This window comes from Cupriavidus sp. TMH.W2, assembly GCF_050847365.1.
Taxonomy (GTDB): Bacteria; Pseudomonadota; Gammaproteobacteria; order Burkholderiales; family Burkholderiaceae; genus Cupriavidus.
Genome location: NZ_CP193793.1, coordinates 1,383,478 through 1,408,248, shown reverse-complemented (window position 1 = coordinate 1,408,248; position 24,771 = coordinate 1,383,478). Strand labels below are relative to the sequence as shown.

At 63.9% G+C, this 24,771-nt stretch carries 21 protein-coding genes and 1 pseudogene; 9 read left to right on the top strand and 13 right to left on the bottom strand.

The features are described 5' to 3' along the window. The first annotated feature begins 4 nt into the window (after positions 1–4). On the top strand, positions 5–1,156 hold the full coding sequence (locus tag ACREYQ_RS23970; RefSeq protein ID WP_432260485.1) for an enoyl-CoA hydratase/isomerase family protein: 1,152 nt from the start codon (positions 5–7) through the stop codon (positions 1,154–1,156). 19 nt (positions 1,157–1,175) lie between these two features. On the opposite strand, the gene alaC is transcribed toward ACREYQ_RS23970, so the two are convergent. From alaC to ACREYQ_RS23950, 4 genes and pseudogenes are all read right to left on the bottom strand, one after another. After that, positions 1,176–2,384 (bottom strand): alanine transaminase, encoded by a 1,209-nt coding sequence (gene alaC, locus ACREYQ_RS23965; RefSeq protein WP_432260484.1) that lies wholly within the window; start codon positions 2,382–2,384, stop codon positions 1,176–1,178. 120 nt (positions 2,385–2,504) lie between these two features. Continuing rightward, on the bottom strand, positions 2,505–2,900 hold the full coding sequence (locus ACREYQ_RS23960) for a hypothetical protein (protein ID WP_432260483.1): 396 nt from the start codon (positions 2,898–2,900) through the stop codon (positions 2,505–2,507). Between the two features lie 73 nt (positions 2,901–2,973). Then, a pseudogene (locus ACREYQ_RS23955) lies at positions 2,974–3,621 on the bottom strand (siderophore-interacting protein); the annotation flags it as partial. Continuing rightward, positions 3,612–5,303, bottom strand: coding sequence for a phage integrase family protein (locus ACREYQ_RS23950; protein WP_432260381.1), 1,692 nt, complete (start codon positions 5,301–5,303; stop codon positions 3,612–3,614). The gene ACREYQ_RS23950 and the pseudogene ACREYQ_RS23955, both read right to left, overlap by 10 nt. A gap of 160 nt (positions 5,304–5,463) precedes the next feature. Between ACREYQ_RS23950 and ACREYQ_RS23945 the strand changes: the two genes are divergently transcribed. Continuing rightward, positions 5,464–8,427, top strand: coding sequence for a Tn3 family transposase (locus ACREYQ_RS23945; protein WP_432260200.1), 2,964 nt, complete (start codon positions 5,464–5,466; stop codon positions 8,425–8,427). A 316-nt stretch (positions 8,428–8,743) separates the two neighbouring features. After that, positions 8,744–9,115 (top strand): response regulator, encoded by a 372-nt coding sequence (locus tag ACREYQ_RS23940; protein ID WP_432260380.1) that lies wholly within the window; start codon positions 8,744–8,746, stop codon positions 9,113–9,115. Between the two features lie 80 nt (positions 9,116–9,195). Here ACREYQ_RS23940 and ACREYQ_RS23935 read toward each other — a convergent pair whose 3' ends face one another. Further along, positions 9,196–12,276 (bottom strand): transglycosylase domain-containing protein, encoded by a 3,081-nt coding sequence (locus ACREYQ_RS23935; RefSeq protein WP_432260199.1) that lies wholly within the window; start codon positions 12,274–12,276, stop codon positions 9,196–9,198. Positions 12,277–12,646: 370 nt separating this feature from the next. Between ACREYQ_RS23935 and ACREYQ_RS23930 the strand changes: the two genes are divergently transcribed. The 6 genes from ACREYQ_RS23930 to ACREYQ_RS23905 all read left to right on the top strand — a co-directional run bounded on the left by ACREYQ_RS23930 (position 12,647) and on the right by ACREYQ_RS23905 (position 16,751). After that, positions 12,647–12,934, top strand: a complete 288-nt coding sequence (locus ACREYQ_RS23930) for a hypothetical protein (protein WP_432260198.1) — start codon at positions 12,647–12,649, stop codon at positions 12,932–12,934. A gap of 99 nt (positions 12,935–13,033) precedes the next feature. Beyond that, entirely contained in the window at positions 13,034–13,297 is a 264-nt protein-coding gene (locus ACREYQ_RS23925; protein WP_432260197.1) for a hypothetical protein, read from the top strand. Between the two features lie 119 nt (positions 13,298–13,416). Continuing rightward, on the top strand, positions 13,417–13,563 hold the full coding sequence (locus tag ACREYQ_RS23920) for a hypothetical protein (RefSeq protein ID WP_432260196.1): 147 nt from the start codon (positions 13,417–13,419) through the stop codon (positions 13,561–13,563). Beyond that, positions 13,550–13,828 carry a DUF1488 domain-containing protein gene (locus ACREYQ_RS23915; protein WP_317923264.1) on the top strand — a complete coding sequence of 93 codons (279 nt, stop codon included), beginning with the start codon at positions 13,550–13,552 and terminating at the stop codon, positions 13,826–13,828. Before ACREYQ_RS23920 ends, ACREYQ_RS23915 begins: the two co-directional genes overlap by 14 nt. A 319-nt stretch (positions 13,829–14,147) precedes the next feature. Beyond that, positions 14,148–15,236 (top strand): sigma factor-like helix-turn-helix DNA-binding protein, encoded by a 1,089-nt coding sequence (locus tag ACREYQ_RS23910; protein WP_432260195.1) that lies wholly within the window; start codon positions 14,148–14,150, stop codon positions 15,234–15,236. A gap of 249 nt (positions 15,237–15,485) precedes the next feature. Continuing rightward, positions 15,486–16,751 carry a sensor histidine kinase gene (locus ACREYQ_RS23905; RefSeq protein WP_432260194.1) on the top strand — a complete coding sequence of 422 codons (1,266 nt, stop codon included), beginning with the start codon at positions 15,486–15,488 and terminating at the stop codon, positions 16,749–16,751. A gap of 398 nt (positions 16,752–17,149) precedes the next feature. Here the strand turns inward: ACREYQ_RS23905 and ACREYQ_RS23900 are convergent, their stop codons facing one another. From ACREYQ_RS23900 to ACREYQ_RS23865, 8 genes are all read right to left on the bottom strand, one after another. Next, positions 17,150–17,713 (bottom strand): Hsp20/alpha crystallin family protein, encoded by a 564-nt coding sequence (locus ACREYQ_RS23900; RefSeq protein WP_432260193.1) that lies wholly within the window; start codon positions 17,711–17,713, stop codon positions 17,150–17,152. Positions 17,714–18,126: 413 nt separating this feature from the next. Then, positions 18,127–20,064: a molecular chaperone DnaK gene (gene dnaK / locus ACREYQ_RS23895; protein ID WP_432260192.1), complete on the bottom strand. Its 1,938-nt coding sequence runs from the start codon at positions 20,062–20,064 to the stop codon at positions 18,127–18,129. An 87-nt stretch (positions 20,065–20,151) separates the two neighbouring features. Beyond that, positions 20,152–21,774 carry a chaperonin GroEL gene (gene groL, locus ACREYQ_RS23890; protein WP_432260191.1) on the bottom strand — a complete coding sequence of 541 codons (1,623 nt, stop codon included), beginning with the start codon at positions 21,772–21,774 and terminating at the stop codon, positions 20,152–20,154. A 41-nt stretch (positions 21,775–21,815) separates the two neighbouring features. Then, a complete protein-coding gene (locus ACREYQ_RS23885) occupies positions 21,816–22,103 on the bottom strand; it encodes a co-chaperone GroES (RefSeq protein ID WP_022540319.1) in 288 nt (95 codons plus the stop codon). A gap of 148 nt (positions 22,104–22,251) precedes the next feature. Beyond that, on the bottom strand, positions 22,252–22,632 hold the full coding sequence (locus ACREYQ_RS23880) for a hypothetical protein (RefSeq protein WP_116322964.1): 381 nt from the start codon (positions 22,630–22,632) through the stop codon (positions 22,252–22,254). 238 nt (positions 22,633–22,870) lie between these two features. Further along, the gene (locus ACREYQ_RS23875) at positions 22,871–23,437 is read right to left on the bottom strand and encodes an Hsp20/alpha crystallin family protein (RefSeq protein ID WP_432260190.1); all 567 of its coding nucleotides are present in this window, start codon (positions 23,435–23,437) and stop codon (positions 22,871–22,873) included. A gap of 89 nt (positions 23,438–23,526) precedes the next feature. Continuing rightward, positions 23,527–23,934, bottom strand: a complete 408-nt coding sequence (locus ACREYQ_RS23870; RefSeq protein WP_078196397.1) for an Hsp20/alpha crystallin family protein — start codon at positions 23,932–23,934, stop codon at positions 23,527–23,529. A gap of 15 nt (positions 23,935–23,949) precedes the next feature. Continuing rightward, positions 23,950–24,390: an Hsp20/alpha crystallin family protein gene (locus ACREYQ_RS23865; protein WP_432260189.1), complete on the bottom strand. Its 441-nt coding sequence runs from the start codon at positions 24,388–24,390 to the stop codon at positions 23,950–23,952. Between the last annotated feature and the right edge of the window lie 381 nt (positions 24,391–24,771).

The window sequence follows — 24,771 nt, the reverse complement described above, 5'->3', positions numbered from 1 at the left end:
CGCCATGCGCCTGACTGATGAGACCAAGGCCGCCAACCTGGATGCCGCCGAGCCGGAGGTGCTGTTCCAGGTCGTCAACGGCGTCGGCATTGCCACGCTGAACCGGCCGCGCCAGCTCAACGCCTTGTCATACCCGATGATCGTCGCGTTAGGTGCGCAGATGGAAGCCTGGGCGCAGGACGACGCCGTGCGCGCCGTGGTGCTGCGCGGCGCCGGCCCCAAGGCGTTCTGCGCCGGCGGCGATATCCGCGCGCTGACCGACAGCTACCGCGACGGCACCCCGCTGCACCGGCGCTTCTTCATCGACGAATACACGCTGGACTACCGCCTGCACCGCTTTCCGAAACCGCTGGTGGCGCTGATGGACGGCATCGTCATGGGCGGCGGCATGGGCCTGGCGCAAGCCGCGCACCTGCGCATCGTCACCGAACGCTCTCGTGTGGCCATGCCGGAGACCGGCATCGGCCTAGTGCCGGACGTGGGCGCCAGCCATTTCCTGTCGAAGCTGCCGGTGCAGTTGGCCCTCTACCTGGGGCTGACCGGCGTCACCATCGGCACGGCCGACGCGCTGCTGTGCGGACTGGCCGATGCGGCGGTCGACAGCGCCACGCTGGCCGGCCTGGAGCAGACGCTCGCCGGCATCGCCTGGGGCCATGACACGCTCGCTGACTTGCGCCATGCGCTGGTGCGCGAGCACGTGGCCGGCGCTGCCGACGCGCCGCTGCTGCAGGTGCTGCCGGCGCTGCTGCAGCATTTCCCGGCACACGCAACGCTGCCCGAGATCCTGGCCGGACTGGCCTGCCAGGATGATCCGGCCTACACCGCGTGGGCCACCCGCACGATCGACGTGCTGCGCACCCGTTCGCCCCTGTCCGCCTGCGCCACGCGCGAACTGCTGCTGCGCGGCCGCCGCATGGACTTGGCCGAATGCTTCCGCATGGAACTGGCGGTGGTGGTCAATACGTTCTCGCAAGGGGATTTCATCGAGGGCGTGCGCGCGCTGATCGTCGACAAGGACAACACGCCCCGGTGGCGCACCAGCAGCTATGAGGCGGTCAGCCTGGACGCCGTCCAGGCGCTGTTCCGCCCATGGTGGGCGCCCGGCGAACAGCCGCTGCCACTGGCCATACCGGCCGGGACGGCTGCCACGCCGTAGGCGCTGCGGCGCCCGGGCCTCAGCCCTTCACCAGCCCGTCCGCGCGGAACATCGCCTTGATGCCGCGCACCGCCTGCCGGATGCGAGATTCGTTTTCGATCAGGGCAAAGCGCACGTACTCGTCGCCATAGTCGCCAAACCCGATGCCCGGCGAGACCGATACCTTGGCCTTGGCCAGCAACTGCTTGGAGAACTCCAGCGAGCCCAGCGCGCGGTACGGCTCGGGAATCTGCGCCCAGATATACATCGACGCCTTCGGAATCTCCACCGGCCAGCCCGCTTCGATCAGCCCGCGCGCCAGCACGTCGCGGCGCGACTGGTACTGCGCGGCGATCTCGCTGACGCATTGCTGGTCGCCTTCCAGCGCGGCAATGGCCGCGATCTGCAGCGGCGTGAAGGTGCCGTAGTCGTGATAGCTCTTGATGCGCGTCAGCGCCGCCACCAGGTCCGGATTGCCCACCATGAAGCCCACGCGCCAGCCCGCCATGTTGTAGCTCTTGGACAGCGTGAAGAACTCCACCGCGATGTCCTTGGCGCCCGGCACCTGCATGATCGACGGCGCCTTCCAGCCATCGAAGACGATGTCGGCATAGGCCAGGTCGTGGACCACGAAGATATCGTGCTTGCGCGCCAGCGCAATCACGCGCTCGAAGAAGTCCAGCTCCACGCATTGCGCGGTGGGGTTGGACGGAAAGCCCAGCACGATCATCTTGGGCTTGGGATAGCTGCCGCGGATGGCCCGCTCCAGCTCGGCAAAGAAGTCGATGCCCGGCACCAGCGGCACCGAGCGGATATCCGCGCCGGCAATGACCGCGCCGTAGATATGGATGGGATAGCTGGGATCGGGCACCAGCACCGTATCGCCGCGGTCCAGCGTGGCCAGCATCAGGTGCGCCAGGCCTTCCTTGGAACCGATGGTGACGATGGCCTCCGTATCCGGATCGATCTCGACGTCATAGCGCTCGCGGTACCAGTGCGAAATCGCGCGGCGCAGCCGCGGAATGCCCTTGGAAGCCGAGTAGCCGTGCGTATCGGGCCGCTGCGCCGCCTCCGTGAGCTTGGCCACGATATGCGCAGGCGTGGCGCCATCGGGGTTGCCCATGCTCATGTCGATGATGTCCTCGCCACGGCGGCGGGCGGCCATCTTCAGCTCGGCGGTGATATTGAAAACGTACGGGGGAAGGCGATCGATGCGCGCAAAGCGGCGCTTGCCAGAAGCGGCAGTCATGAGGGGTCCTTTACGTAAGCGCCCGGAACCGTCCGAGCGACGTCGGCAGCCGTTGTCTCGGCCACCGGGGACTTATGTTAGCGGGGATGCGGCGATTGCACAACGGGCAGGTGCAGCCGATCAAAGCAGCTTGCCGCCCGGAGGATGCGTGGGCCGGTCCGCCGGCAGATGCCGCACGATGCAGTCGAGCGCGCGCGCATCGGACTTGCCGCCAAGCGCCGCGCTGACCGAGTCGCGATACTGTGCCGCCGAGATACGCCGGTAGTAGAGCCGCGAAGTCTGATCCAGCCAGTAGACGTAGTTATCGTCACCGTTGCCGCCGTTGGTGCGCAGCCAGTCGCTGATATTGCTGGAGCCGACGACCATATTGGGGCATGCGGTCTTCAGCGAATCGAGATAGGCATTGAAGCCCCTGGCCTCGATGTTGCGCACGGAATCCGGCGCGCACCCGGCCAGCATGGCAACGGACGCGGCAGCGACAGCGGCGATGCGCAACGGCTTGATGGCGGACAGCACGGCGTTTCTCCTGGCGGCAGCGATGCCGCCATCTTATGGCATGCCCCCGCCCGCGTACACCGCAAAGCCTGGTTCAGTCGTCCAGCGTCTCGTGCACCGCCGACGCACCGCGCTTCCAGTAAGCCGATGCCCGGATGCGCTTCTTGTCGATGCCGCGTTCCGTCACCAGGTACTGGCGCACCGCCTTCATTGCCGCAGCCTCACCGGCGGCCCACACATAGCCCTCGCCGCGCGGCAGCGTGAGCTTGCGCAGCGCGGCTTCCAGCAGGCTGCCTTCCGGCGCATCACCACGATGCAGCCAGTGGATATCGCATTTTGCAGACGTCGGCAGCGGGATCTGCGCGGCGGCATCGCCCACTTCCACCACGACGATGGCGTGGGTATCGGCGCCAAGCTCTTCCAGGCGCCGGCCGATTGCCGGCAGCGCGGTGTCATCGCCGACCAGCAGGTGCCAGTCGAACGCCGTTGGCACCACGAACGAGCCACGCGGCCCGCCCACGCCCAGGCACTGGCCCGGCTGCGCCTGCGCCGCCCACGTCGACGCGGGGCCATCACCGTGCAGCACGAATTCGATATCCAGCTCCTGCTTCGCCGCATCGTAGCGGCGCGGCGTGTAGTCGCGCGCGACCGGGCGCGGCTGGCCTTCAGGGGTCGCTTCAGAAAACGGAAAATATTGCACGCTAAGCCACGGGAGGCCTGGCCGAGCGCTGGCTACCGGGCCGCGAAGGCCTGATTCATCTGGCGTGCCCGCTTGACCTCGTCGCTTTGTAGATAAATCGAGGTGGTCGCCACCGAAGCGTGACGAAGGTTGTCGCGCACGCTGGTCAATTCCGCGCCGCGGGCCAGAGCGTGTGTGGCATGGGTATGCCGCATCCAGTGCGGGCTAGCTCGGCACAGCTTCTCGGCCACTGCAGGGTCGTCGCACGCAATCACATCGGCGGCCTGGTCAAAGAAGCGCCGCATCACGTGCCAGAGGCGGGTCCCGGTAATACTGCTCGCGCTATCCTGGTCCAGGCTGGCGAGGAGAGGTGTCTTGGGGTCCCAACGGGCCGGCGTCACCGGCAGTCCTCGTTGCACCAGATACTGGTCGAGCCCCGAGCGTGCCAGTGGCGGTAGCGCCACTTTTCCGGGCCGACTGCCCTTGCCAACCAGATGCAGCCAGTGATCATGGTGTTCATCCACGCGGATGTCGCCCAGGGTTGCGCGGACCAGTTCGCTGGCGCGCAAGCCGGTGGCATAAGCGAAATCCAGGATAAAGCGCAGGCGCTGGGCTGCGGGAGCATCCCAGCCATAGGACCACTCCAGGCCGTCGGCAATGGTACGCACCAGCAGCCATTCGCCCTCGGTAAATCCTCTGGAGGTATCGAGGGCGGCGACGCGAGTGCGGCCACGGACCTTGATCCCCGCAAACGGATTGGCCAACACATAGCGTTGCTCGATCAGCCAGCGGAACAAGGCGCCGAGCACCGATAGCGCGTATGCCGTGGAGCGAGCCGAAAGCGCTCGTGCGAACGGCCGCCAATCGGGGCCGCTACGTGCTCGCGGCGGCCCGACCCACCGCTCGCGCGGCGCTGGCCTTCGCAGAAAGGTGCGATAGGCGATGGCATCTTCTGTGGTGAGCGATGATAGCGCCCGACCCCGTTCGACAATCGCCCACAGGATCAGCCGCTCGGCTTCCTTCCGGTAGGCGCGCTGCGTGGTCGGCGCTTCGTGCAGGGCGAGCCAGGCCTGCACCGCCTCGTAGTCGTTGGACGCGTCGAGCGTGCAGGCCTGCCGCGGCGCCCGGAAACTGCCCCGCGAGCCGTCCACCTCGTGCGGCAGATGCAGCCGCTCCCACGGCACCACCGCACTCGGCGACGTGGTGACGATCAGCGCGCGCGCCCGCTCGGTCAGTTGCGGGTGCGCGCGAAAGAAGTCCTCGATGTGCCGTGCGCTGGCCTGCCCCAGGTCTGGGATCGCACTCCACCAGCGGCGTCGGCGCGGCACCCGCACGGTCAGGTCCGCCAGCGTCTGGATGCCATGGGCGCGCAGGGCGCGAACGGCCCGGGGTGCCAGCCAAAGCCCGATGTCGTCCGTGACCTGAGGCTGCGGGGCTGGAAGGGAACGCAGGACCTCGATCGCATGGCCCACAGCAATGGCGCACTGCAGCCGTTCGCTGACGGGATGCCGCAGCAGATCCGCCAGGTCGGCGCGCTGGCGGTGCTGGGCGAAGGCGATCAGTTGCCGGCGGATCCGGCCAAGCATGCCGCGTGCCGATTCGCCGGGCGCCTTGGCATGGGCCAGATAACGCTCCACCGCCGCGCGGGACGACAAGCCGGAATACCAGCCACGCAGCGCCGCGAGCGCGGCTTCATCGGGGAAGTCGCGGGATTCCGGGATGCCGAGTGGCGGTGTCTGGGGCATTTTCATGGCTACCAGTTTATGCTAGAAACAGGCTTATTACGATAACAAGGATTATCTGAATAGAACGCTTTAAAATGCGTATTCTTTCCTGAAACCTGCCCACTGAAGCCGGCGCAGCACCGACCAAGACCGCTGATTCCGGTTCATCGAAAGCATTGGCATGTCACGCCGTACCGTACTTTCCGCCACCGAGCGGGAGAACCTGCTCTCATTTCCGGACACCGACGAAGAACTCATCCGTCATTACACATTCAACGAGTCGGATCTTGCGCTGATCCGGCAGCGCCGGGGCGCCGACAATCGGTTGGGTTTCGCGGTCCAGCTCTGCTACATGCGCTATCCCGGCATCATGCTGGCGGCGGGCGAGGAACCGCCACAGGCATTGCTGCAGGTGGTGGCGCAGCAGTTGCGCGTTGCGCCCTCGCATTGGCCAGACTACGGGCGGCGTGACCAGACCCGACGGGAGCACCAGGCGGAGCTGCAGACCGTGCTTCGCATGCGCCCATTCACCATGGCCGACTACCGCGCCGCCGTCCAGTCGCTGTCGGAGCTGGCGCAGCAAACCGACAAGGGCATCATCCTCGCCACGGCGTTGATCGATTTCCTGCGCCAGCAGTCGCTGCTGCTGCCGGGCACGAACGTGCTGGAGCGCATATGCGCGGAGGCCGTGACGCGCGCGACCCGCCGCATTTACCAGGTACTGACCGAGCCGCTCACGGAACACCACCGGCGACAACTCGACCTGCTCCTGCAGCGCCGGCCAGACGGGCGGCTGACCTGGCTCGCCTGGCTGCGGCTGCCGCCGGGCAAGGCCAGCTCCCGCCAGATGTTGCAGCACATCAACCGCCTGAAGCTGCTGCGAGCCGTCGGCTTGCCGGAGGGGATCGAGCGGCTGGTTCACCAGAACCGGCTGCTGAAGATCGCCCGGGAGGGCGGTCAGATGACGCCCCATGATCTCGCCAAGTTCGAGCCGCAGCGCCGGCACGCGACGCTGACCGCGATCGTGATCGAGGCCTGCGCGACCGTCACCGATGAAATCGTCGATCTACACGACCGTATCTTGGGGCGTCTGTTCAATCTGGCGAAGAAGAAGCACCGCGAGGAATTTCATCTGTCCGGCAAGTCGATCAATGACAAGATCCGGCAGTACTCGAGAATCGGGCGGGCCATCCTGGAGGCGAAGGAGCGCGGCGGCGATCCCTTCGAGGCGATTGAAGCGGTGATGCCCTGGCAGGTCTTCACCAAGAGCGTCACCGAAGCCGAGCAGCTCGCCCAACCTGAGGCGTTTGACTTCCTGCATCTGGTTGGCGACCATTTCTCGACGCTGCGCCGCTACGTGCCGGAGTTTCTCGATATCCTGAAGCTGCGTGCCGCGCCGGCGGCCAAGGATGTGCTGGCCGCCATTGACACCATCCGAAAGATGAATGTCAACGATGCGCGCAAAGTCCCGGCCGATGCGCCCACCTCTTTCATCAAGAAGCGCTGGGAGCCGCTGGTACGCGCCAAGAACGGCATCGACCGTCGCTACTATGAGTTGTGCGCGCTGGTGGAACTCAGGAACCGCTTGCGTTCCGGCGACATCTGGGTGCAGGGCTCGCGGCAATTCAAGGATTTCGAGACGTACCTGTTGCCCGCCGAGAAGTTCGTCGCGCTCCGACAGAGGCGCCTGCTGCCGCTGCCGATCGCCACTGATTGCGACTGCTACTTGGATGAGCGACGCCGATTGCTGGAACTGAAACTGGCCACCGTCGATCGGCTAGCCACCGCGAACAAGCTGCCGGACGCGATCATCACCCAGTCCGGCCTGAAGATCTCGCCGCTCGACGCCGCCGTTCCAATGGAGGCGCAGACCTTGATCGACCAGACCGCGCTGATGCTACCGCGCGTCAAGATCACGGAGCTGCTGCTGGAAGTCGACGGATGGACCGGCTTCACCCGCCATTTCACGCACCTGAAGACGGGCGAGCCGGCCGCCGACAAGACGCTGTTGCTCACGACTGTGCTTGCCGACGCCATCAATCTCGGTCTGACCAAAATGGCGGAATCCTGCCCGGGCACTACCTACGCCAAGCTGTCCTGGCTGCAGGCGTGGCATATTCGGGACGAAACCTATACTCAGGGCCTGGCCGATCTCGTCAATGCACAGTCGGCCCATGGGTTCGCTGCGCATTGGGGGGACGGCACGACGTCTTCGTCAGACGGTCAGCGCTTCAAGGCCGGCGGCCGAGCCGAGAGCACTGGGCACGTAAATCCGAAGTACGGCTCCGAACCCGGCCGGATGATCTACACGCATATCTCGGATCAGTACGCGCCGTATCACTCCAATCTGGTCAACGTCGGCATCCGTGATTCGACCTACGTGCTCGACGGCTTGCTGTACCATGAGTCCGATCTGCGGATCCAGGAGCATTACACGGATACCAACGGCTTCACCGATCACGTCTTCGCCCTGATGCATCTGCTCGGGTTCCGGTTCGCGCCCCGGATCCGCGATCTCGCAGACACGAAGCTGTACATCCCCGGCAGCCCAGACGACTATCCGGCGTTGGCTCCGATGATCGGTAGCGCCTGCAAGGAGACGCTGATCCGGTCACACTGGGATGAAATCCTGCGCCTGGCCACGTCGATCCGCCAGGGCACGGTGACCGCCTCATTGATGTTGCGAAAGCTCGGCAGCTACCCACGACAAAATGGCCTCGCAGTGGCGCTTCGCGAGCTAGGCCGCATCGAGCGGACATTGTTCACGCTGGACTGGTTACAGGACCTGCAATTGCGCCGTCGCACCCATGCGGGCCTCAACAAGGGCGAGGCCCGCAACGCGCTGGCGCGATCCGTCTTCTTCTACCGTCTTGGCGAAATTCGCGACCGCAGCTTCGAGCAGCAACGCTACCGCGCCAGTGGGCTGAACCTGGTCACGGCGGCAATCGTGCTGTGGAACACCGTCTATCTCGAACGTGCTGTGCAGGCACTGATGGGCCGTGGCATGCCAATCGATCCAGCCTTGTTTTCTTACCTGTCCCCGCTGGGATGGGAACACATTAACCTGACCGGCGATTACGTGTGGCGCCAAAGCAACAAGCTACAGGCAGGGAAGTTCCGGCCGTTACGGCTGCCGGAGCGCTGAGTCGCACTATAAGTGCTCTGATCGCATCAACGAGGCCACGCACTATGCCAGTCGCTACGCGTCGCTACGGTGGTGGTAACTATGCGCCGAACAACGCTGGCGCCATCCATGGATAGATTGGAGCGCTTTGCGGCGCAGGGAGGCGCCTACCGCGCCTACGTGCTCGACGTCGCCGACCACGAGTCATGCCAGAACGCCAGATCGAAAATCTCTAGATCGAGATCGGGTCCATCGCAGGAAGCCCCAAAGACACCGTTGCATCCGCGGCAACCGTTCGCTATGAATAGATGAGAAGCCCAATTGGAAATTGGAACTCGTGTTGCGACGTGCGCTCATTCCCGATGACGATCCCAACGGTGCTTCCGCACTCTGTGAACTGTTGCGGCAATCCGAGTGGGACGCCCAGTGGTGCGACGACGGCGAGGCGATGATGCTGCTTGCCGCGGGCTTTCGGCCGCAGTTGCTCGTGCTCGATCTGGATATGCCCCGAATCACTGGTTTGGAGGTTGCCCGGCGCCTGCGTGCACAACCCTGGGCACAGCAAGCCGTGATCGTCGCATTCAGTGGCGGGCGCGGCGACAAAATGCCAAGCGAAGTCATGGAGGCAGGCTTCGATCATTTCTGCCCCAAGCCCTACCGTCCGGAGTACCTTGAATTATGGGACGCGCCACGTAGTGGCTCGGGTTGACGGAGCCTGGTTCTTGGTTTGCCGGGCGCGTCAAGCCGGCCGAAAGGCTAGGCAGCGATGACATTTCGCGCGCGTTTCGGTCAATGGGCCATGACGCCGAGAAGCGGATCTTCTTGAAGTCGGTCGCGGCAACGCAGCAGCGGCTGGTCGCTGCCCGGCGCGACCATGGCCGCCACCTGCGGCGCCATGTAGCGCAGCAGCCGCACCGCCAGGGCGCTGGTGTAGCTGTACCGCGCCGCATACGGCTCCCTCGCGCTGATGGTGACGGTGCCGAAGAAGTGTTCACCCACGACGAAGACAAAGGTGGCCGAACGGGTCACGGAGCGTGACGCGATCAGCCGCCCGCCCGGGGCATACACTTGGAAGCGCTGGTCGCCCGTGCCGGTCTTGCCGGCCACCGCCAGCGGCGCGCCGCCCTTGCCGGGCATCACGAACGCGCCCCGGATCGACCTGGCCGTGCCCCGCTCCACCACATCCAGCATCGAGCGCCGCACCAGGGATGCCACTTCGGTCGGCAGCAGTCGCTTGCCCGGCGCCGGCTGCAGGACAAAGCGCGTGGCATAGGGAGTATTGGCGGCAAAATCCAGGCTGCGCACCGTGGCCGTCCGAGTGGCCACCCCGCCGTTGAGGAGGATGCCAGCCAACTCCGCCAGCGCGGCGGGTCGGTCGCCCGAGGCGCCGATGGCGGTGGCATACGACGGGGTCAGCGAATCGAAGGGGTAGCCCAGGCGCTGCCAGCGCTTCGCAATGCGCTGGAATGCATCCTGCTCCAGCAGGGTGCGGATGCGGTTGTCCTGGCCGGCCTTGCTGCGGGAGCGGAACAGCCACCGGTACACCTCCTGGCGCTCGGCAGTGCTGTCGCGCAGGATCTGCGCCAGCGTCGCATCCGGATGCTTGCCCAGGTATTCCACCATCCACAGCTCCAGCGGGTGGATGCGCGACAGGTAACCGCGGTCATTGAGGTTGAACTTGTCGTGGCCATACTTGCGGTAGAGCGCGGGCAGATCTTCGCCAGCGAGCCGCTTGTCGGTCAATCGCGAGCGCATGATGCGGATAAAGCTCTCCTCATCCAAGTCCGGCCGCACGCTCAGCAGCGTCACCGACAGGCGCACCGCGGAATAGTGCGGCGTGCTCATGCGCACGCGGCCAAGCAGGGTTGCCAGGCGTTGGTCCGAATTCTTGCCGCGGTAGTGCTGGTAGAAGCCGGTCATGTAAGCGCTGCCCTCCTGGTCGGCAAAGCGCTCCAGGTAAGCGCGGCGCTCGGGCGAGTTCCGGTCTTCGAAGATGTCGCTCATGTCGGGCCTGGCGTGGAACATCTCATGGCGCACGATGTCGCGCATCAGGCGGATGAAGACCAGGTTAACCGAATGCTGGAAACCTTCGCGCACGGTCATGATGCGCTCGCCTTCCCAGCGCTCGAAATTGCTGAAGCTCTGCCGTCCCCCGCCGGTAAAGAAGGCTTCGCCCGGGTTGCCGGAATACTTGCGTTCCAGGGCCGCTTCCAGCATCGGCGTCAGTTCGCGCTCCGCCGGCGCAGGGGCCTGGCTCAGATAATCGACTGCCCAGCGGCTGAGTGCATCCTGCTTCGCCAGCTTTACACCGGCCAGATCGGCGCGGCTCATGCCGGCATAGCGACCGTGCAGCTCGGTGACGATCTCCAGGTAAGTCACCAGCGTGCGCAGCTTGGCGGTGGATCCCAGGTTGAAGCGCCCCCCGCTATTGACGTCGAACGGCTGATCCACGTTGTCGGCCTGCACCCGCACCACACTGGCATTGCCCACGCGCTCGAACAGCGTGAAGCTGGCGGTCAACTTGGACGGATCATCCGGATCGCGCAGCAGGTTGTGGCCGTACAGGCCCATTTTGCGGGCCTCGTCCTTGTCGCGCATGCGCAGCAGGATATCGGTAACAATGCGCTGCGCCTCGCGGTTGATGGTGCTGTCCGCAGTCAGGTCCAGCCGGTCCATGTCATAGCGGCTATCGACGCCGGTCATCCAGCCGATGTCCGCGCGCACTCGGTTGATAGCTTTGCGCGTGACGAAGGGCTGCGGCTCAGGCTTGGGTGGCGGCGCCGCCTTGGCCAGCGGCTGCCGCAGCGCGGCGTCGCGCAACGCGGGCGTGATGATGCGGTTGGTCGCCAGCAGGCGCAGGTAGCTGCCAGTCAGCGCCTCTAGGTTGGTGTCGTCGCGGCGCAGGTGGTAGGAAGGCCGGCGCTGCGCGATGATCAGCGACAGTGCGCGCTTGAACGCCTGCGCCTCGCGGCCGGTGGGCGCGTTCGGGTCCATCTGCGTCATCAGCCGGTTAGCCTCGGCGAAATCCTCGCCATACCAGACCCACAGCGCATCGCCAATGCCGTTGACCTCGCCAAAGCCCACCCGTGCCGACAGCGGCACCGTGTTGAGATAGTCGACCACGATGCGTTCGCGCGCGCGACGCGTGTCCGGCCCGTCCAGGTAGGCGCGCAGCGAGGCCGAGGCCATCTGCCGGAACTTCTCCGCGATCGACTGCGTGCGACCTTCCGGCGAATGCCGATACTTCTCGGTCTGCGTGGCCAGCGTGCTGCCGCCAGGCGATTCGTGCAACTTGTCGGCCAGGCGGATCACCTGGTCCATCACCGCCCGTGACAGGCGTTTCCAGTCGAGCGCCGGGTTCAGGTTCGGGTACTCCGGATTCAGCAGCCCCTGGTTCTCCACGAACAGCAGCGCGCCGACGAGCACCGGCGGCACCGCCGCGAAGTTGTCATATTGCCGCTGCGGATAGCGTTCAAACGCCAGCGTCAGGCCGTTGCAGTCGCGCAGCGCCAGGCCGGCCTGGCTCTTCTCGCGATACGGGGGGAAGATGCCGTAGTCCATCAGCCGAACCATCGCAGGCGACATGCGCGCCTGCTCCGCTGTCACGTAGCCGTGTTGCGTCAGCCGCTCGGTGAAGTCTGGCATCCGACCGTAGCCCAGGCGCACGTCATAGGGGCCGGAATGGGGAAAGCGGATGCTGTCGCTGGCGCCCGGCTGCACCGCGACGCTCAACTGCCTGGCGAAGCGACCAAGATAGTGCGCCTGCCATTGCGAATTGCGCACTTCGTTTGCAACAAGGCCGTAGGCGACATAGCCACCCCCGCACAGGGCGACTGCCACGCCCGCGAAAATCCAGCCACGACGCGACACTTCTTGGCTATCCGAAATGCTACCGGCGCCCGTCGGCACGGGGATCATGCCGGCTCCAAGCGCAAGCGAGGCGGGCCGCCTTCGCGCGCACCGCCTCATTTAATATTAGAAGCGAGCAGGCGCGTTGCAAGCGCCTGATCGTGCGTCACGCTACTAGCCGCGATGGCCTGGCTGAGCGCGGGCTGATCCCCCACCGTATGCCGGGCGGGCACCTGTGGCGGCGCGATAAGGGTGTGCGCCGGCGTCGCCAGCCAAGTGCGCTAAGCTATTAGGGGCGAAGCCGGGCGGGGCCTCGGATTGGTAGGCTTTATGTTCGGACCGCACGTTCGCGGGGGCAGGACGAACACAACGGCACCAAAGAGGAGGGAGCATGAACACGCTGACCTACACACTGGTCACCTACCGTCCCGATGGCGCCAATCAGAGCGCACACGACATTGTCGTCAGCCGAGACTGGCAAGAGGTGGTGCGCCGCACCGCGATCCTGCTCGACCAGAACGCCACGCGCGAGAGTAACCAGCCATGGAAATTCTACCTGCTGGTGGATGGTCAGTTCGCCGGCGCCTACACGCAAGAACGGCTGGTGAAGGCGGCGACCACCTATCCCGGCCGGTGCGAAGAGGACAAGCCCTTGGCGCCGCCTTCGGGAACCATTTAAATTCGGATCAGAGGCACGTCGCTTCAGGCTGCGGCGCCCGCATCCGTACTGGGGTCGGATTCGGCAAGACGCCGCCCCCACCGCATAGGAGACATCGCCATGCACACGACCAAGAGCGATTCGCGATTGGCGAGCGCGAGTGAGATCCGCGAGATTGTGGGTCCCGTTGACGATGAAGTGATCGCACGGATCCAGGACATCGAGCCGACCGTTGAGGATGTGCGGCGGGCCTGCGAATGGTTGCGTGCCGACGAGCCTCAATTGCGCAACCCGGAGTTCGGCTCGGGACGCAAGGCGGAAGAGGTATTCGAAATTCTGGACGACGAGTCGCCGGATTTCGATTCGTCGGGCCGCCCAGGGTAGCCGGCGATCCGGGCATGGCGCGCCCGACGCTCGCCCCACGGTCCAAGCTCATGCGGCCATCAACGCAAACGATAGGCCGAGTGTGGTGCCTGACGCCGTCCGCATAGCCGGCAACGCGGATGAACCGGATCGCCGCGCCGCGAATCGCGTGCTTCGCGACTTTGTCGTCCATCGAAATCTGCCTACACTGGCAACAAATCGGCGCGGCGACGGTGTTCGCTGGCAACCTCGGTTTCTCTCCTGGTTATCGCAATGCAACAGATTGACTTTCCTCGCACCGAACCGCGCTTTCGTGCCGCCGACTTGAGCCTCGAATGCGCTGCTCGCGTGGACGGAACGCCAGCATGCTATGCCATTACTGCGGAGGCGCTTGAGGATCACTTTGGGGCGCGCTCGCATCGGCCAGAGGATCTGGTACAGGCCCTACAGGGACACCGCGATGATATTGAAAGCGTCGCACGCACCCTATTCGACTTGACTGGATCACGCAACATCGTGCTGCACAGTGGGCATTTCCGTTTCGCCCTGTAAGGGCCGTGCATTGGGGATCGGATTGGTCGGGCGCGCCTGAACCGGCACACCAACTCGCCAAGGCAGGACCGATTCCCAAGTTTTGGTTGACCGCCGTGGTGCCAGGTGGAGCACGCAACAGGTATCCTTGTTGCCCTTGGTTCTTTGGCTCAGGCAAGGCGAAGCGGACAACTTCAGCCCACAGCAACGGGGCCCGTGGGGGAATGTGGCCGCAAGCGTGCTGGCGAGGCTCACGCGTGCGGAGGCCCTTCGTGGAGAGAAGGTTGGATGTTGGCTGCCATCGTCCCGGGGCGCGATAGGCTATTGCAGCGGGCATGTCGTGAAACTGCTGGTAAGATACCAAAACATCACCGAGGCCTCGCACGCGCGGTGCGAGCAAATGCTCACCGAGTCTGCCGCGCACTATCTCAAGCGTCATTTCAAACGGTTTTTTGGCGGAACGGTGCTGCTGCGCGCCGATCTCGCGAGGGACGCCGCCCACCCCTCCTATCATGTCAGGCTGCGCCTGGCGCTGCCGCGTGCCACGTTAGTCAGCACAGAAGACGGGAAGTCGATCCGAAGCGCGCTGAGGGCGTCGTTCGTCGACCTTGGGCGCCAGATCGAGCGCCACCTGGCGCGCCTGCGCCGGGAGGATACTTGGCGGCGCAAACAGCGCCGTGAGGGGCTGCGACGACTGAAGGCCGCCACCGCGGCGGCGACCCCGGCGGAATCGGCACGTTTCGACGAACAGGTTCGGGCACTGCTATCGCCGCTGCAACGCTTCGCGCAGCGCGAACTGTCCTATCTGCGGGCGCGCGGCGACTTGGCAGAAGCGGATCCGGCCTTGGACGATGTGGTCGACGAGGTACTGACTCGCGCCCTCGAGCGACTGAACCAGGCCCCGCAGGTGGTACTGAGCGAGGATGAACTGCACGGGCTCGCGCTGGCCGTGCTGGAAGCTGAGGTTGCGCGGCGGCGCAGCGAAGAAGGCCGCTGGGTTTCGCTCGAGGCCAAGGCCACGGTTGTGCCGGCACGCTCTCATGATGACATTGATGACGCGGTATTCGAGTACTGGCAACCGGATGAGTTGCTGCGGATGGAAGATGTGGTGCCTGACGCTGCCATTAGCCCGGACGTGGTAGCCGCCCAGAACGAATTGCACGAGATCGTCGGCGAATTGCTGTCGCAGCTGCCTAACCAGTGGCGTCGAACTGTGCTGCTAGCACGCGTGGACGACGTGCCAGTGCGCAACATTGCGCGCTTGCTGAACACACCGGAAGGCGAGGTACGGAGCTGGCTGGATCACGCCGATGCCTTTCTCAAGGCCAGGCTCGAAGAGGACGGGCTGCAACCCGTGAGCGGGACTGGCCAGAAACGACACGGGCGAGAAAGTGGCGCCGAGACGGAGGGCCAACTGCCTGACACCTAAGCACATGTCAGGATTGGATGGGCACGCCGGGTCAGATCGTAGCAGGGGCGCGATGGGTCGGGATCCCACATGTAGGTTCCAAAGCGAGTCTGAGCTTGATACTTGTAGATTGCCTGTGCATCATGCAAATCCCGTTCCAGAGGGAGAGGGCCGGTCTGACGGATAATCAAGCCATGCCGCCTCCTCGCTGGTCACCCGCCAACCCGTCCGGGCCAATCCTCGTTTCCCGTTTGCCGACCCAACCTGATCATGCCCGACCTGCAACCGGCGCCGCTTCGCGGCCTTGCCGCCTTTCTCCAGCAGAGCCGAACCGCGCTGACTGAGCGGTGGATGCGCGCGGTATCTGCGGATGAAATCCTGACGGAGGCTGACCGGCTGACGTACGAACAGCTCGCAGACCATCTGCCCCAGATTATCCACAGCATCTGCGTGGCGCTCGAGGCGGAAGATCTCGACCAGGCCGAGCCGGCAATCGGACGGGGGGCGCGTCAGCACGGCAATGTGCGCTGGCGCCAGGGTTACCAGATCGTGGAACTGGTGCGTGAGCTGGACCTGTTGGGTCAGGTGCTGGATGACGCGCTCGACGAATATGCGCAGTCGGTCCCGAGCTTCAGCCGGCAATACGAAGCCCGCGCGCGTCGCCTGATCGATGAGGCGCGCAGTTTCGTGACGCTGACATCGATCCGGGAGGTCGTGTCCGAGCGCGAGCGCGAGATCGACCAATATACCGCTCGTCTCGAGCGCGCCAATGATGAGCTCGAACTCAGGCAGCGGCTGCTAAGCGAGCTGCACGAGTCGCGCATGCAGATGACGCGCAGCGTCGTCCACGACCTGCGCAATTTCCTGAACGCGTTTTCGATTGCGCTGCAACTGATCTCCCGTGCACCGGCAAAAACGGAAGCCGGGGTTGCATTGGCGAGCCGGCAGGCTGCCGACATGAAGCAACTGGTCGACCAGATGGTGGAGTATTCAGTTGTCCTCGGCGACGTCTCACCTGTCCTCCCCGAGACGGTTGACCTGGGCGAGCTATTCGACGAACTGGTGGCGACTTCACGTCCGCTGGTTGAAGCCAAAGGCTTGCGGCTCGAAGCCGAGCGTGACCCCGGGTTGAGTGCCGTTCGCTCGCACCGGCTCCGGCTGAAGCAGGTGGCGACGAATCTGCTGTCGAACGCCCTGAAGTATACGCCCGAGGGCGAGGTTCGCCTGACGGTGGGCTGGGTGGACGCGGATCACTGGTATCTGCGGGTGTCGGATACGGGCGTGGGCATCGCGCCATCTGACCAGGCACGTGTGTTCAACGAATTCGAGCGGGCGGCAGACGAGGACATCCCAGGCGCCGGACTGGGACTGGCAATCGTGAAGGAGCTCTGCCGGACGCTTGAGGGCGTCATCCATTTCAAATCGCGTAAAGGGCACGGCACAAGCTTCGAGATCCATTTTCCGGTGAGGCTCAGGGAGCCGGAGACCGACGGGGGGCTGAATGCGGGCGGTGATCACTGTTCTACGCGATGCTGACTGGTCGTCGTGTCCTTCGACTGCTCCGGCTCTGACGGCGCTGACCATGGTAGCAGGCAATCCTCGCGTTTCGTCAGGTCACACGCTGCGCCGGGGCCGAGGCGAAGGAGCTTGCGTGATGTGGGCAATGGTGGTGGGGTCGTTTGCGCGGGCGATTGCGACAATCTTCGTGGCCGGCCACTATCGTCTCGAACATCGTCGTGAGCAGTGGCTCAGGAATCTCGACCACGCCGACCGGCGCCACTGGACCGGCCCCGGCGCTAGTGGCCTTGTCCGGTAGGTCGTACTGGAGTCGAACCAGCGACCAACGGATCAACAGTCCACTGCTCTACCAGTTGAGCTAATGGCCGGCCCACACGATATCCGCCCGCCACCAAGACATTTCTTGCCTGCTTGCCCTAGCCAATATCGATCGTGCGACTCGCGGATCGCGCCGGCTCCGATTTCGGCACGGTCAACGTGAGCACACCATTGTCAAACTTTGCCAGGGTGTGATCGGGGTCGGCGTTTTCCGGCATGGGAATCGTGCGCACGAAGTTTCCATAGGCGCGCTCTAGCCGGTAACAGCCATCTTCGTCGCTGCGCACGTCCTGCTTTTTCTCGCCGCGCAGCACGATCGCCCCGTCCTCGACGCTCACGTTCAGGTCTTCGCGCTCTATCCCTGGCAATTCGGCGGTCACGCGCAGCACCTGCCCTTCGTCGACCACGTCGATGCGCGGCTGGAAGCGCGATGAACTGAAGTCGCCAAACCATCGCTCGAGTGCACCACGGCCGGCAAACGGGTCATGAAAGAACTCCTCCACTGCGCGCCACGGTTCGCGTGAGAACAGTCGCGGAATGTCAGGCAAGGAGGCGCGCCATTGTTCGCTCGCCGGCGGGCTTTCCGGGCTGTCCCCATCGGACTTGCGGGCTGCCCCGCGAAGGAACTTGAAGAGATTCCACTTTTTCGGGTCGGTGTTCATCGTATCCTCCTCTAAGAGGTCTGGCAGGAGAACCGGATTCCAGTTGGTGTCAGCCGCATCGTCGATGATCTATTGACCGTAGGAACCCCCTGATGTGCGGTTTCCCGACGGTATATGAATAGCGCACGGGGAAAACTCCCTGAAGACATCTCGCAGATGGCAGTTGCAGAAAGCAGGACCGGTATATTTTCGGTACGTTATGACAGCCGTAGGGGTTGGTCTTCGGTTCTCTGCGAAGGCGTCAGTCGTTGCTAGCCGGTTTGACAAGCCCCTGGCTGTCGCGGCCACATAAGCGTGTTCTTGGCCGTATATGCCGGCCGCGAAATCATTACAAGAAACACCGACAGAGGCCGCTAACGTACAAAAAAACCGTTTCTTGAACGCACCCAAAAGTTTGACGGACGTCGGCTAATTTACTGCTTGGCGCCCGCTTCTTTGAACTCAACATCCTCCACGTCCTCGCCTTTCTTCTCGGCGCTCGCCTCTTTCGCGTCCGCGGCGCGACCGGAGCCAGTGTCCGGCTGAGCCTGAACGTCCGCATAGACCTTTTCGCCGAGTTTCAGCGAGGCCGTGGCCAGGGCCTGCGCCTTGGCGTCGATCTCGGCCTTGTCGGAGGTCTTCAGTGCCGCCTCAAGGTCCCTGATTGCGGATTCGATCTTCTCCTTCTCGTCCGCGTCCAGCTTCTCGCCGTATTCGGTCAGAGCCTTGCGCGAACTGTGTGCCAGCGCGTCGCCGTGGTTGCGCGCATCGACCAACTCCCGCTGTCGACGGTCTTCGTCAGCATGAGCCTCGGCGTCCTTCACCATGTGCTGGATCTCGCCTTCAGACAGGCCGGAGTTGGCTTTGATGGTGATCCGGTTCTCCTTGCCCGTAGCCTTGTCCTTCGCCGACACGTGCAGGATGCCGTTGGCGTCGATGTCGAACGTCACCTCGATCTGCGGCATGCCGCGCGGCGCCGGTGCAATGCCCTCCAGGTTGAACTCGGCCAGCATCTTGTTGCCCGTAACGATCTCGCGTTCGCCTTGGTACACCTTGATGGTTACCGCCGCCTGGTTGTCGTCGGCCGTAGAGAAGACCTGAGAAAACTTGGTCGGGATGGTGGTATTCTTGGTGATCATCTTGCTCATCACGCCGCCCAGGGTCTCGATCCCGAGCGACAGGGGGGTCACGTCGAGCAACAACACATCCTTGCGCTCACCGGTTAGTACCGCACCCTGGATCGCCGCACCCACTGCCACCGCCTCGTCGGGGTTGACGTCCTTGCGCGGCTCGCGGCCGAAGAACGCTCTGACCTTCTCCTGCACTCTGGGCATGCGGGTCATGCCGCCCACCAGAATCACGTCGTCGATCTTTTCGACCGCGATACCGGCATCCTTGATTGCGATGCGGCACGGCTCCATCGTGCGCTCGATCAGGTCTTCGACCAGAGCTTCGAGTTTGGCACGTGTGAGCTTCAGGTTCAAATGCCGCGGCCCGCTGGCGTCGGCCGTGATGTACGGCAGGCTGATTTCCGTCTGCTGGCTCGACGAGAGCTCGATCTTGGCCTTCTCCGCGGCTTCCTTCAGGCGTTGCAACGCCAGCACGTCCTTCGACAAGTCGACCCCTTGGTCTTTCTTGAACTCGCCGATGAGGTAGTCGATGATGCGCTGGTCGAAGTCTTCGCCCCCCAGGAAGGTATCACCGTTCGTCGACAGCACTTCGAACTGCTTCTCGCCTTGCACGTCAGCGATCTCGATGATGGAAATGTCGAAGGTGCCGCCGCCGAGGTCAAACACGGCGATCTTGCGGTCGCGGCTTTCCCTCTTGTCCAGCCCGAACGCGAGCGCCGCCGCGGTCGGCTCGTTGATGATCCGCTTGACGTCGAGGCCGGCGATGCGCCCGGCATCCTTCGTCGCCTGTCGCTGGCTGTCGTTGAAGTAGGCGGGCACCGTGATCACGGCTTCGGTGACGGGCTCGCCGAGATAGTCTTCGGCGGTTTTCTTCATCTTGCGCAGCACCTCAGCCGAGACCTGCGGCGGGGCGAGCTTCTGGCCTTGCGCTTCGACCCATGCGTCGCCGTTGTCGGCCTTCAAGATCGTGAAGGGCATCAGGCCAATGTCCTTCTGCACTTCCTTTTCCTCGTAGCGGCGGCCGATCAACCGCTTGACGGCAAACAGCGTGTTCTTTGGATTCGTGACGGCCTGCCGCTTGGCGGGTGCGCCGACGAGGATTTCGCTGTCGTTCACATAGGCGACGATCGAAGGGGTCGTGCGCGAGCCTTCGGAGTTCTCAATCACTTTGACCTGGTTGCCTTCCATCAGCGCCACACACGAATTCGTGGTGCCGAGGTCAATCCCGATGATCTTGCTCATGATGTCCAAGCGCCTGGCGCTTCCTGGTAGGAGACTCCCTGTAAATCCACAGCCGTATGGGACTCGCCGCACGCCTTGCGTGTCTCGTCAATACTCCAGCTCCGATGACACCGCAGCGGCTTTGCCGTGGTCTTTTGGCATCTCTGCCACGGTCGCGTCCGTGGTCAGAATCAGTCCGGCGACTGATGCCGCGTTCTGTAGTGCGGTACGGGTCACCTTGGTTGGGTCAATCACGCCCATCTCGAACAGGTCGCCGTATTCACCGGTGGCCGCATTCCAGCCGAAGTTGCCGTCATGTCCGAGTACCCGGCTAAGCACCACCGACGCTTCCTCGCCGGCATTGGCGGCGATCTGCCGCAGCGGCTCCTCCAGGGCACGCAGCACGATTCGGATGCCGGCTTCCTGATCGGCGTTGGCGCCCTGGAGCGGCGCAAGCTGGGCGCGGGCGCGCAGCAGCGCGACGCCGCCGCCCGCAACGATACCTTCCTCGATCGCGGCCCGCGTGGCGTGCAGAGCGTCTTCGACGCGCGCCTTCTTCTCCTTCATTTCCACCTCAGTGGCCGCGCCAACCCGGATCACCGCTACGCCACCGGCCAACTTGGCGACCCGCTCCTGCAACTTCTCCTTGTCATAGTCGCTGGTGGCCTCGTCGATCTGCCGCCGTATGGCCTTGATGCGGGCCTCGATTGCTGCGGGTTCGCCCGCGCCGCCGACGAGGGTCGTGTTCTCCTTCTCAATTTCGACGCGTTTGGCATGCCCCAGATCCTCCAGCACGACATTCTTGAGCTGCTTGCCCGTCTGTTCCTCGATCAGCGTGCCACCGGTCAGGATGGCAATGTCTTCCAGCATGGCCTTGCGCCGGTCGCCGAAGCCCGGTGCCTTCACCGCGGCGGCCTTGAAGGTGCCGCGCAGCGAGTTGACGACCAGGGTCGCAAGTGCCTCGCCTTCCACGTCTTCGGCCACGACGAGCAACGGCTTGCCGGTCTTGGCCACGGCCTCGAGCACCGGCAGCAGATCGCGAATCGCCGATATCTTCTTGTCATGCAGCAGGATATACGGCTCTTCGAGCAAGACGGATTGCTTCTCGGGCTGGTTGATAAAGTAAGAGGCCAGATAACCGCGATCGAACTGCATGCCTTCGACCACCTCCAGCTCGCTCTCCAGCGACTTGCCGTCTTCAATCGTGATGGCCCCGTCCTTGCCGACCTTGGCCATCGCGTCAGCGATGATCTTGCCGATCGCCTCATCAGCGTTGGCGGAGATCGCGCCGATCTGGCCGATCTCCTTGCTCGTAGTGCAGGGCCGGCTCAGCTTGCGCAGCGCCTCGACGACCGCGCTCACGGCCAGGTCCATGCCGCGCTTCAGATCGATCGGATTCAGACCCGCCACCACGTCCTTCATGCCCTCCTGAACCATCGCCTGGGCCAGCACGGTGGCGGTCGTGGTGCCGTCACCGGCCACGTCGGATGTCTTGGCCGCAACCTGCTTGACCAACTGGGCCCCCATGTTCTCGAACGTGTCGCGCAGCTCGATCTTCTTGGCGACCGATACCCCATCCTTGGTGATCAGCGGCGGCCCGAACGATCGCTCGAGGACCACATTGCGCCCCTTGGGGCCGAGCGTGACCTTGACCGCGTTGGCCAGCAGGTTGACTCCCGCCACGATGCGGCGGCGCGCGGACTCCTGAAATTGGATCTCCTTGGCTGCCATGATGAGACTCCTCGCGAGACGCTAGTTTTCGGTTCCTTCCTCTATTCAACGACGCACAGTATGTCCTCGTCACGCATCACCAGCACCTCCTCGCCTTCAAGCTTGACGGTGGTGCCCGCATACTTGCCAAATAGCACGCGCTCGCCAATCTTCACGCTCGGCGCGCTGACATGGCCATCGCCCAGGCGCTTGCCGGGGCCGACAGCCAGGACTTCGCCCTGGTCCGGCTTTTCGGCGGCGGTATCGGGGATGACAATACCGCTGGCCGTCTTGTGTTCTGCGTCCAAGCGTTTGACGATGACGCGATCGTGTAGTGGACGGATGTTCATAGCCTTGCTCCTCGTCCGATCACTGTGATCATGAGCTTGTCCGGCCGATCGGGTCGTGTCCGGGCCGCCGTTCAGGGCATTCACGTGTCAACGCCGGCGTCTGGATTCAAGCCGCTAGCATTATTGGCCAGGAACCGATCCTGGCGCTTCACTGAATGGCCGGCACGGTGCCGAGCTTCTCTGCCAGCATCCGCTCATATACGCCAAAATGCACATCCACCTCTGCCTGACTGACGACGACAACGTCAATCGTGACCTGCTCGGGCGACAAGCCGAACATCGTGGCCAGCGCCACCTCCAGGTGGGGGGCCGCCACTCTGTCCTTGTCGAACGTCGTGCCGATGCTGATCACGTAAGCATCGCCTTGCGCTGTGACGTCGACCAAACGGGCCCGCGCGCTGAGGTTGTTATCGATCGCGACTGTGACCAACTCCGCTACGCGCCGCGTCCGCTCGGTAGGAAAGCCGCGCGTGCACTTGAGCCGCACCCGATGCCTGCCTAGCGTCACCCACTCAGAATCGAATTCCATCGAAGTCTCCATCTCGGGAAGTGTTTGCCGTGAAAATAGAGGCCAGTCCGGCGATTTCAAGACCTTAGCGTGGCACGTGGATTCGCTGCAGTTGCAAGCCAGCACCGCGCGTTCCGAGCGCCGCCTATGCCAGAAAGGGCCTCGGAGGCGCTACCTTGCACGGCCAGCTGGAATCTCCCAGCTGAGCGCAGCAGACTCACGCGAGTGTATTCCCTTGACGCAGCTCGCCATCTTTCGCTCACTTCACCTCGATCTTCTTCACCGCAGATTGCGACGAGCCGGTCTTGGGTAGACGCAGCGTCAATACGCCTCTGTCGAACTTCGCATCGATGTGATCGAGGTCGATGCCATCGGGCAGCGGGATACTGCGCATGAAGGCGCCGTATGCCCGCTCCAGGCGGTAGCAGCCGTTTTCCTCGCTCCGAATGTCCTGCTTCTTCTCACCTCGCAATACCAGGGCGCCATCTTCGATGGTGGTCTGCAGGTCCTCGCGATCCATGCCGGGCAGCTCCGCCGTGATCCTCAGCGCCGTGCCATCATCGACTACATCGATGCGAGGTTGGAAGCGCGACGAACTGAAGTCACCGAACCATCGATCCAAGCCGCCAAAGCCCGCGAAGGGTTCATGCAGAAACTCGCCCATCGCACGCAGGGGATCGCTGGAAAACAGCCGTGAAACGTCGGGCCAGTCCGGTGTCCAGTGCCTTGGCGCGGGAACATTCGACGACTCGCCCGTCGGCTGCCTATCCTCTGTCGATTTGCGTAGGAACTTGAATGGGTTCCATTTGCCCAGGTCTGTTTTCATCTTGTCCTCACCGACGTATGTCCAGCCCATTTCCGCGGGTACTGCGGTGGCGCCCTTGCAGACGCCACCGGTAACCCGGCGACGGCAACTCACGCCACGTTGACTGCAATGCGACGCGGACGCGCTTCGTCGCGACGCGGGATCGTCAGCTTGAGCACGCCGTCCTGCAGGTTCGCCTCGATCTTTGACGCGTCAAGGTCCGCACTCAACGAGAAAGCGCGGGCGAAGTGCGGCTGGCGAATTTCCGCGTGTTGCACCCGCAGCCCTTGGGGGGTGGGCACGACCGCTTCCGCCTCAATATGGAGGTTGCCGTCGTGGACATTCACCTCGAGCTTGTCCTTGGTCACACCCGGAAGGTCGGCCCAGAGGGTGACGCCGTTGCTGTCCTCGACGATGTCGACCGCGGGGAGCAGGGTCATGGTCGGGGTCGACCTGTCCTCCTGACCTTTTGTCACGGCATTCTGGTCGCGTTCAACCATTTGGGTAGTCTCGTTCATGGCATTCTCCTCGCGCTATTGGACCGTGATCGCCCGAGGCTTCGAGGCTTCCCGCTTGCCCACACTAATAGACAAGCAGCCGTTGGCATAGCGCGCCTGGACCTTGTCGGGATCGGCGCTTTGCGGCAATTCGACCACACGCCGGAACGTGCCGGTGAATCGCTCTTGCGCATACAGCCGGACCTCGGGATCGTCCGCAGCTTGCGCCGCTTCGCGCTCGCCGCTGATGGTCAGCAGGCCCTTGTCGATCGACACCTCGAACTGGTCTGGCTTGAGCCCGGGGGCGAACGCGACGATCTCGATGGAATCGTCCGTGGCACCGATATTGACCGGGGGAAATGCCCCGAAGCGGCCGGAGCGGAGGCTGGATGGGAAGCCGCCGAACAAACTCGCCATCTGCCTTTGCATGCGGTCGAGTTCGCTGAAGAGGTCAGTTCCAAAGAAAAGATCGCTCATGGTCGTATCCTCCTTCGATGCAGCAAGGAGGCGAAGGGGCATACGCGCTCCCATCCACCTGCCAAGCCGCTGGCAAACAAACAGAAACACGCAGCGCGCAATGGTCGCGACTGCCTGAGCGAAAATAAAATAGTAATTGCGCAGCCAAATTTCAAGGGGTCCAGCTTGCGCCGTTCCGCGAAAGGACATCGGCCGATTCGTGCTGCCCCCGGTCACGGTTGGGCAGATACGCTTACATTGCATCACCGGGGTTGCTTCCGTTACACGGCGCCACATCTATGTGCCGCATGGAGCGTATTTGTCGCCGCCTGCCCAGCAGAGACGCACAGTTCGACTGGGGCCCTGCCTTGTGGCGTGGCTCGCCGGATAACAGTGGCCGGC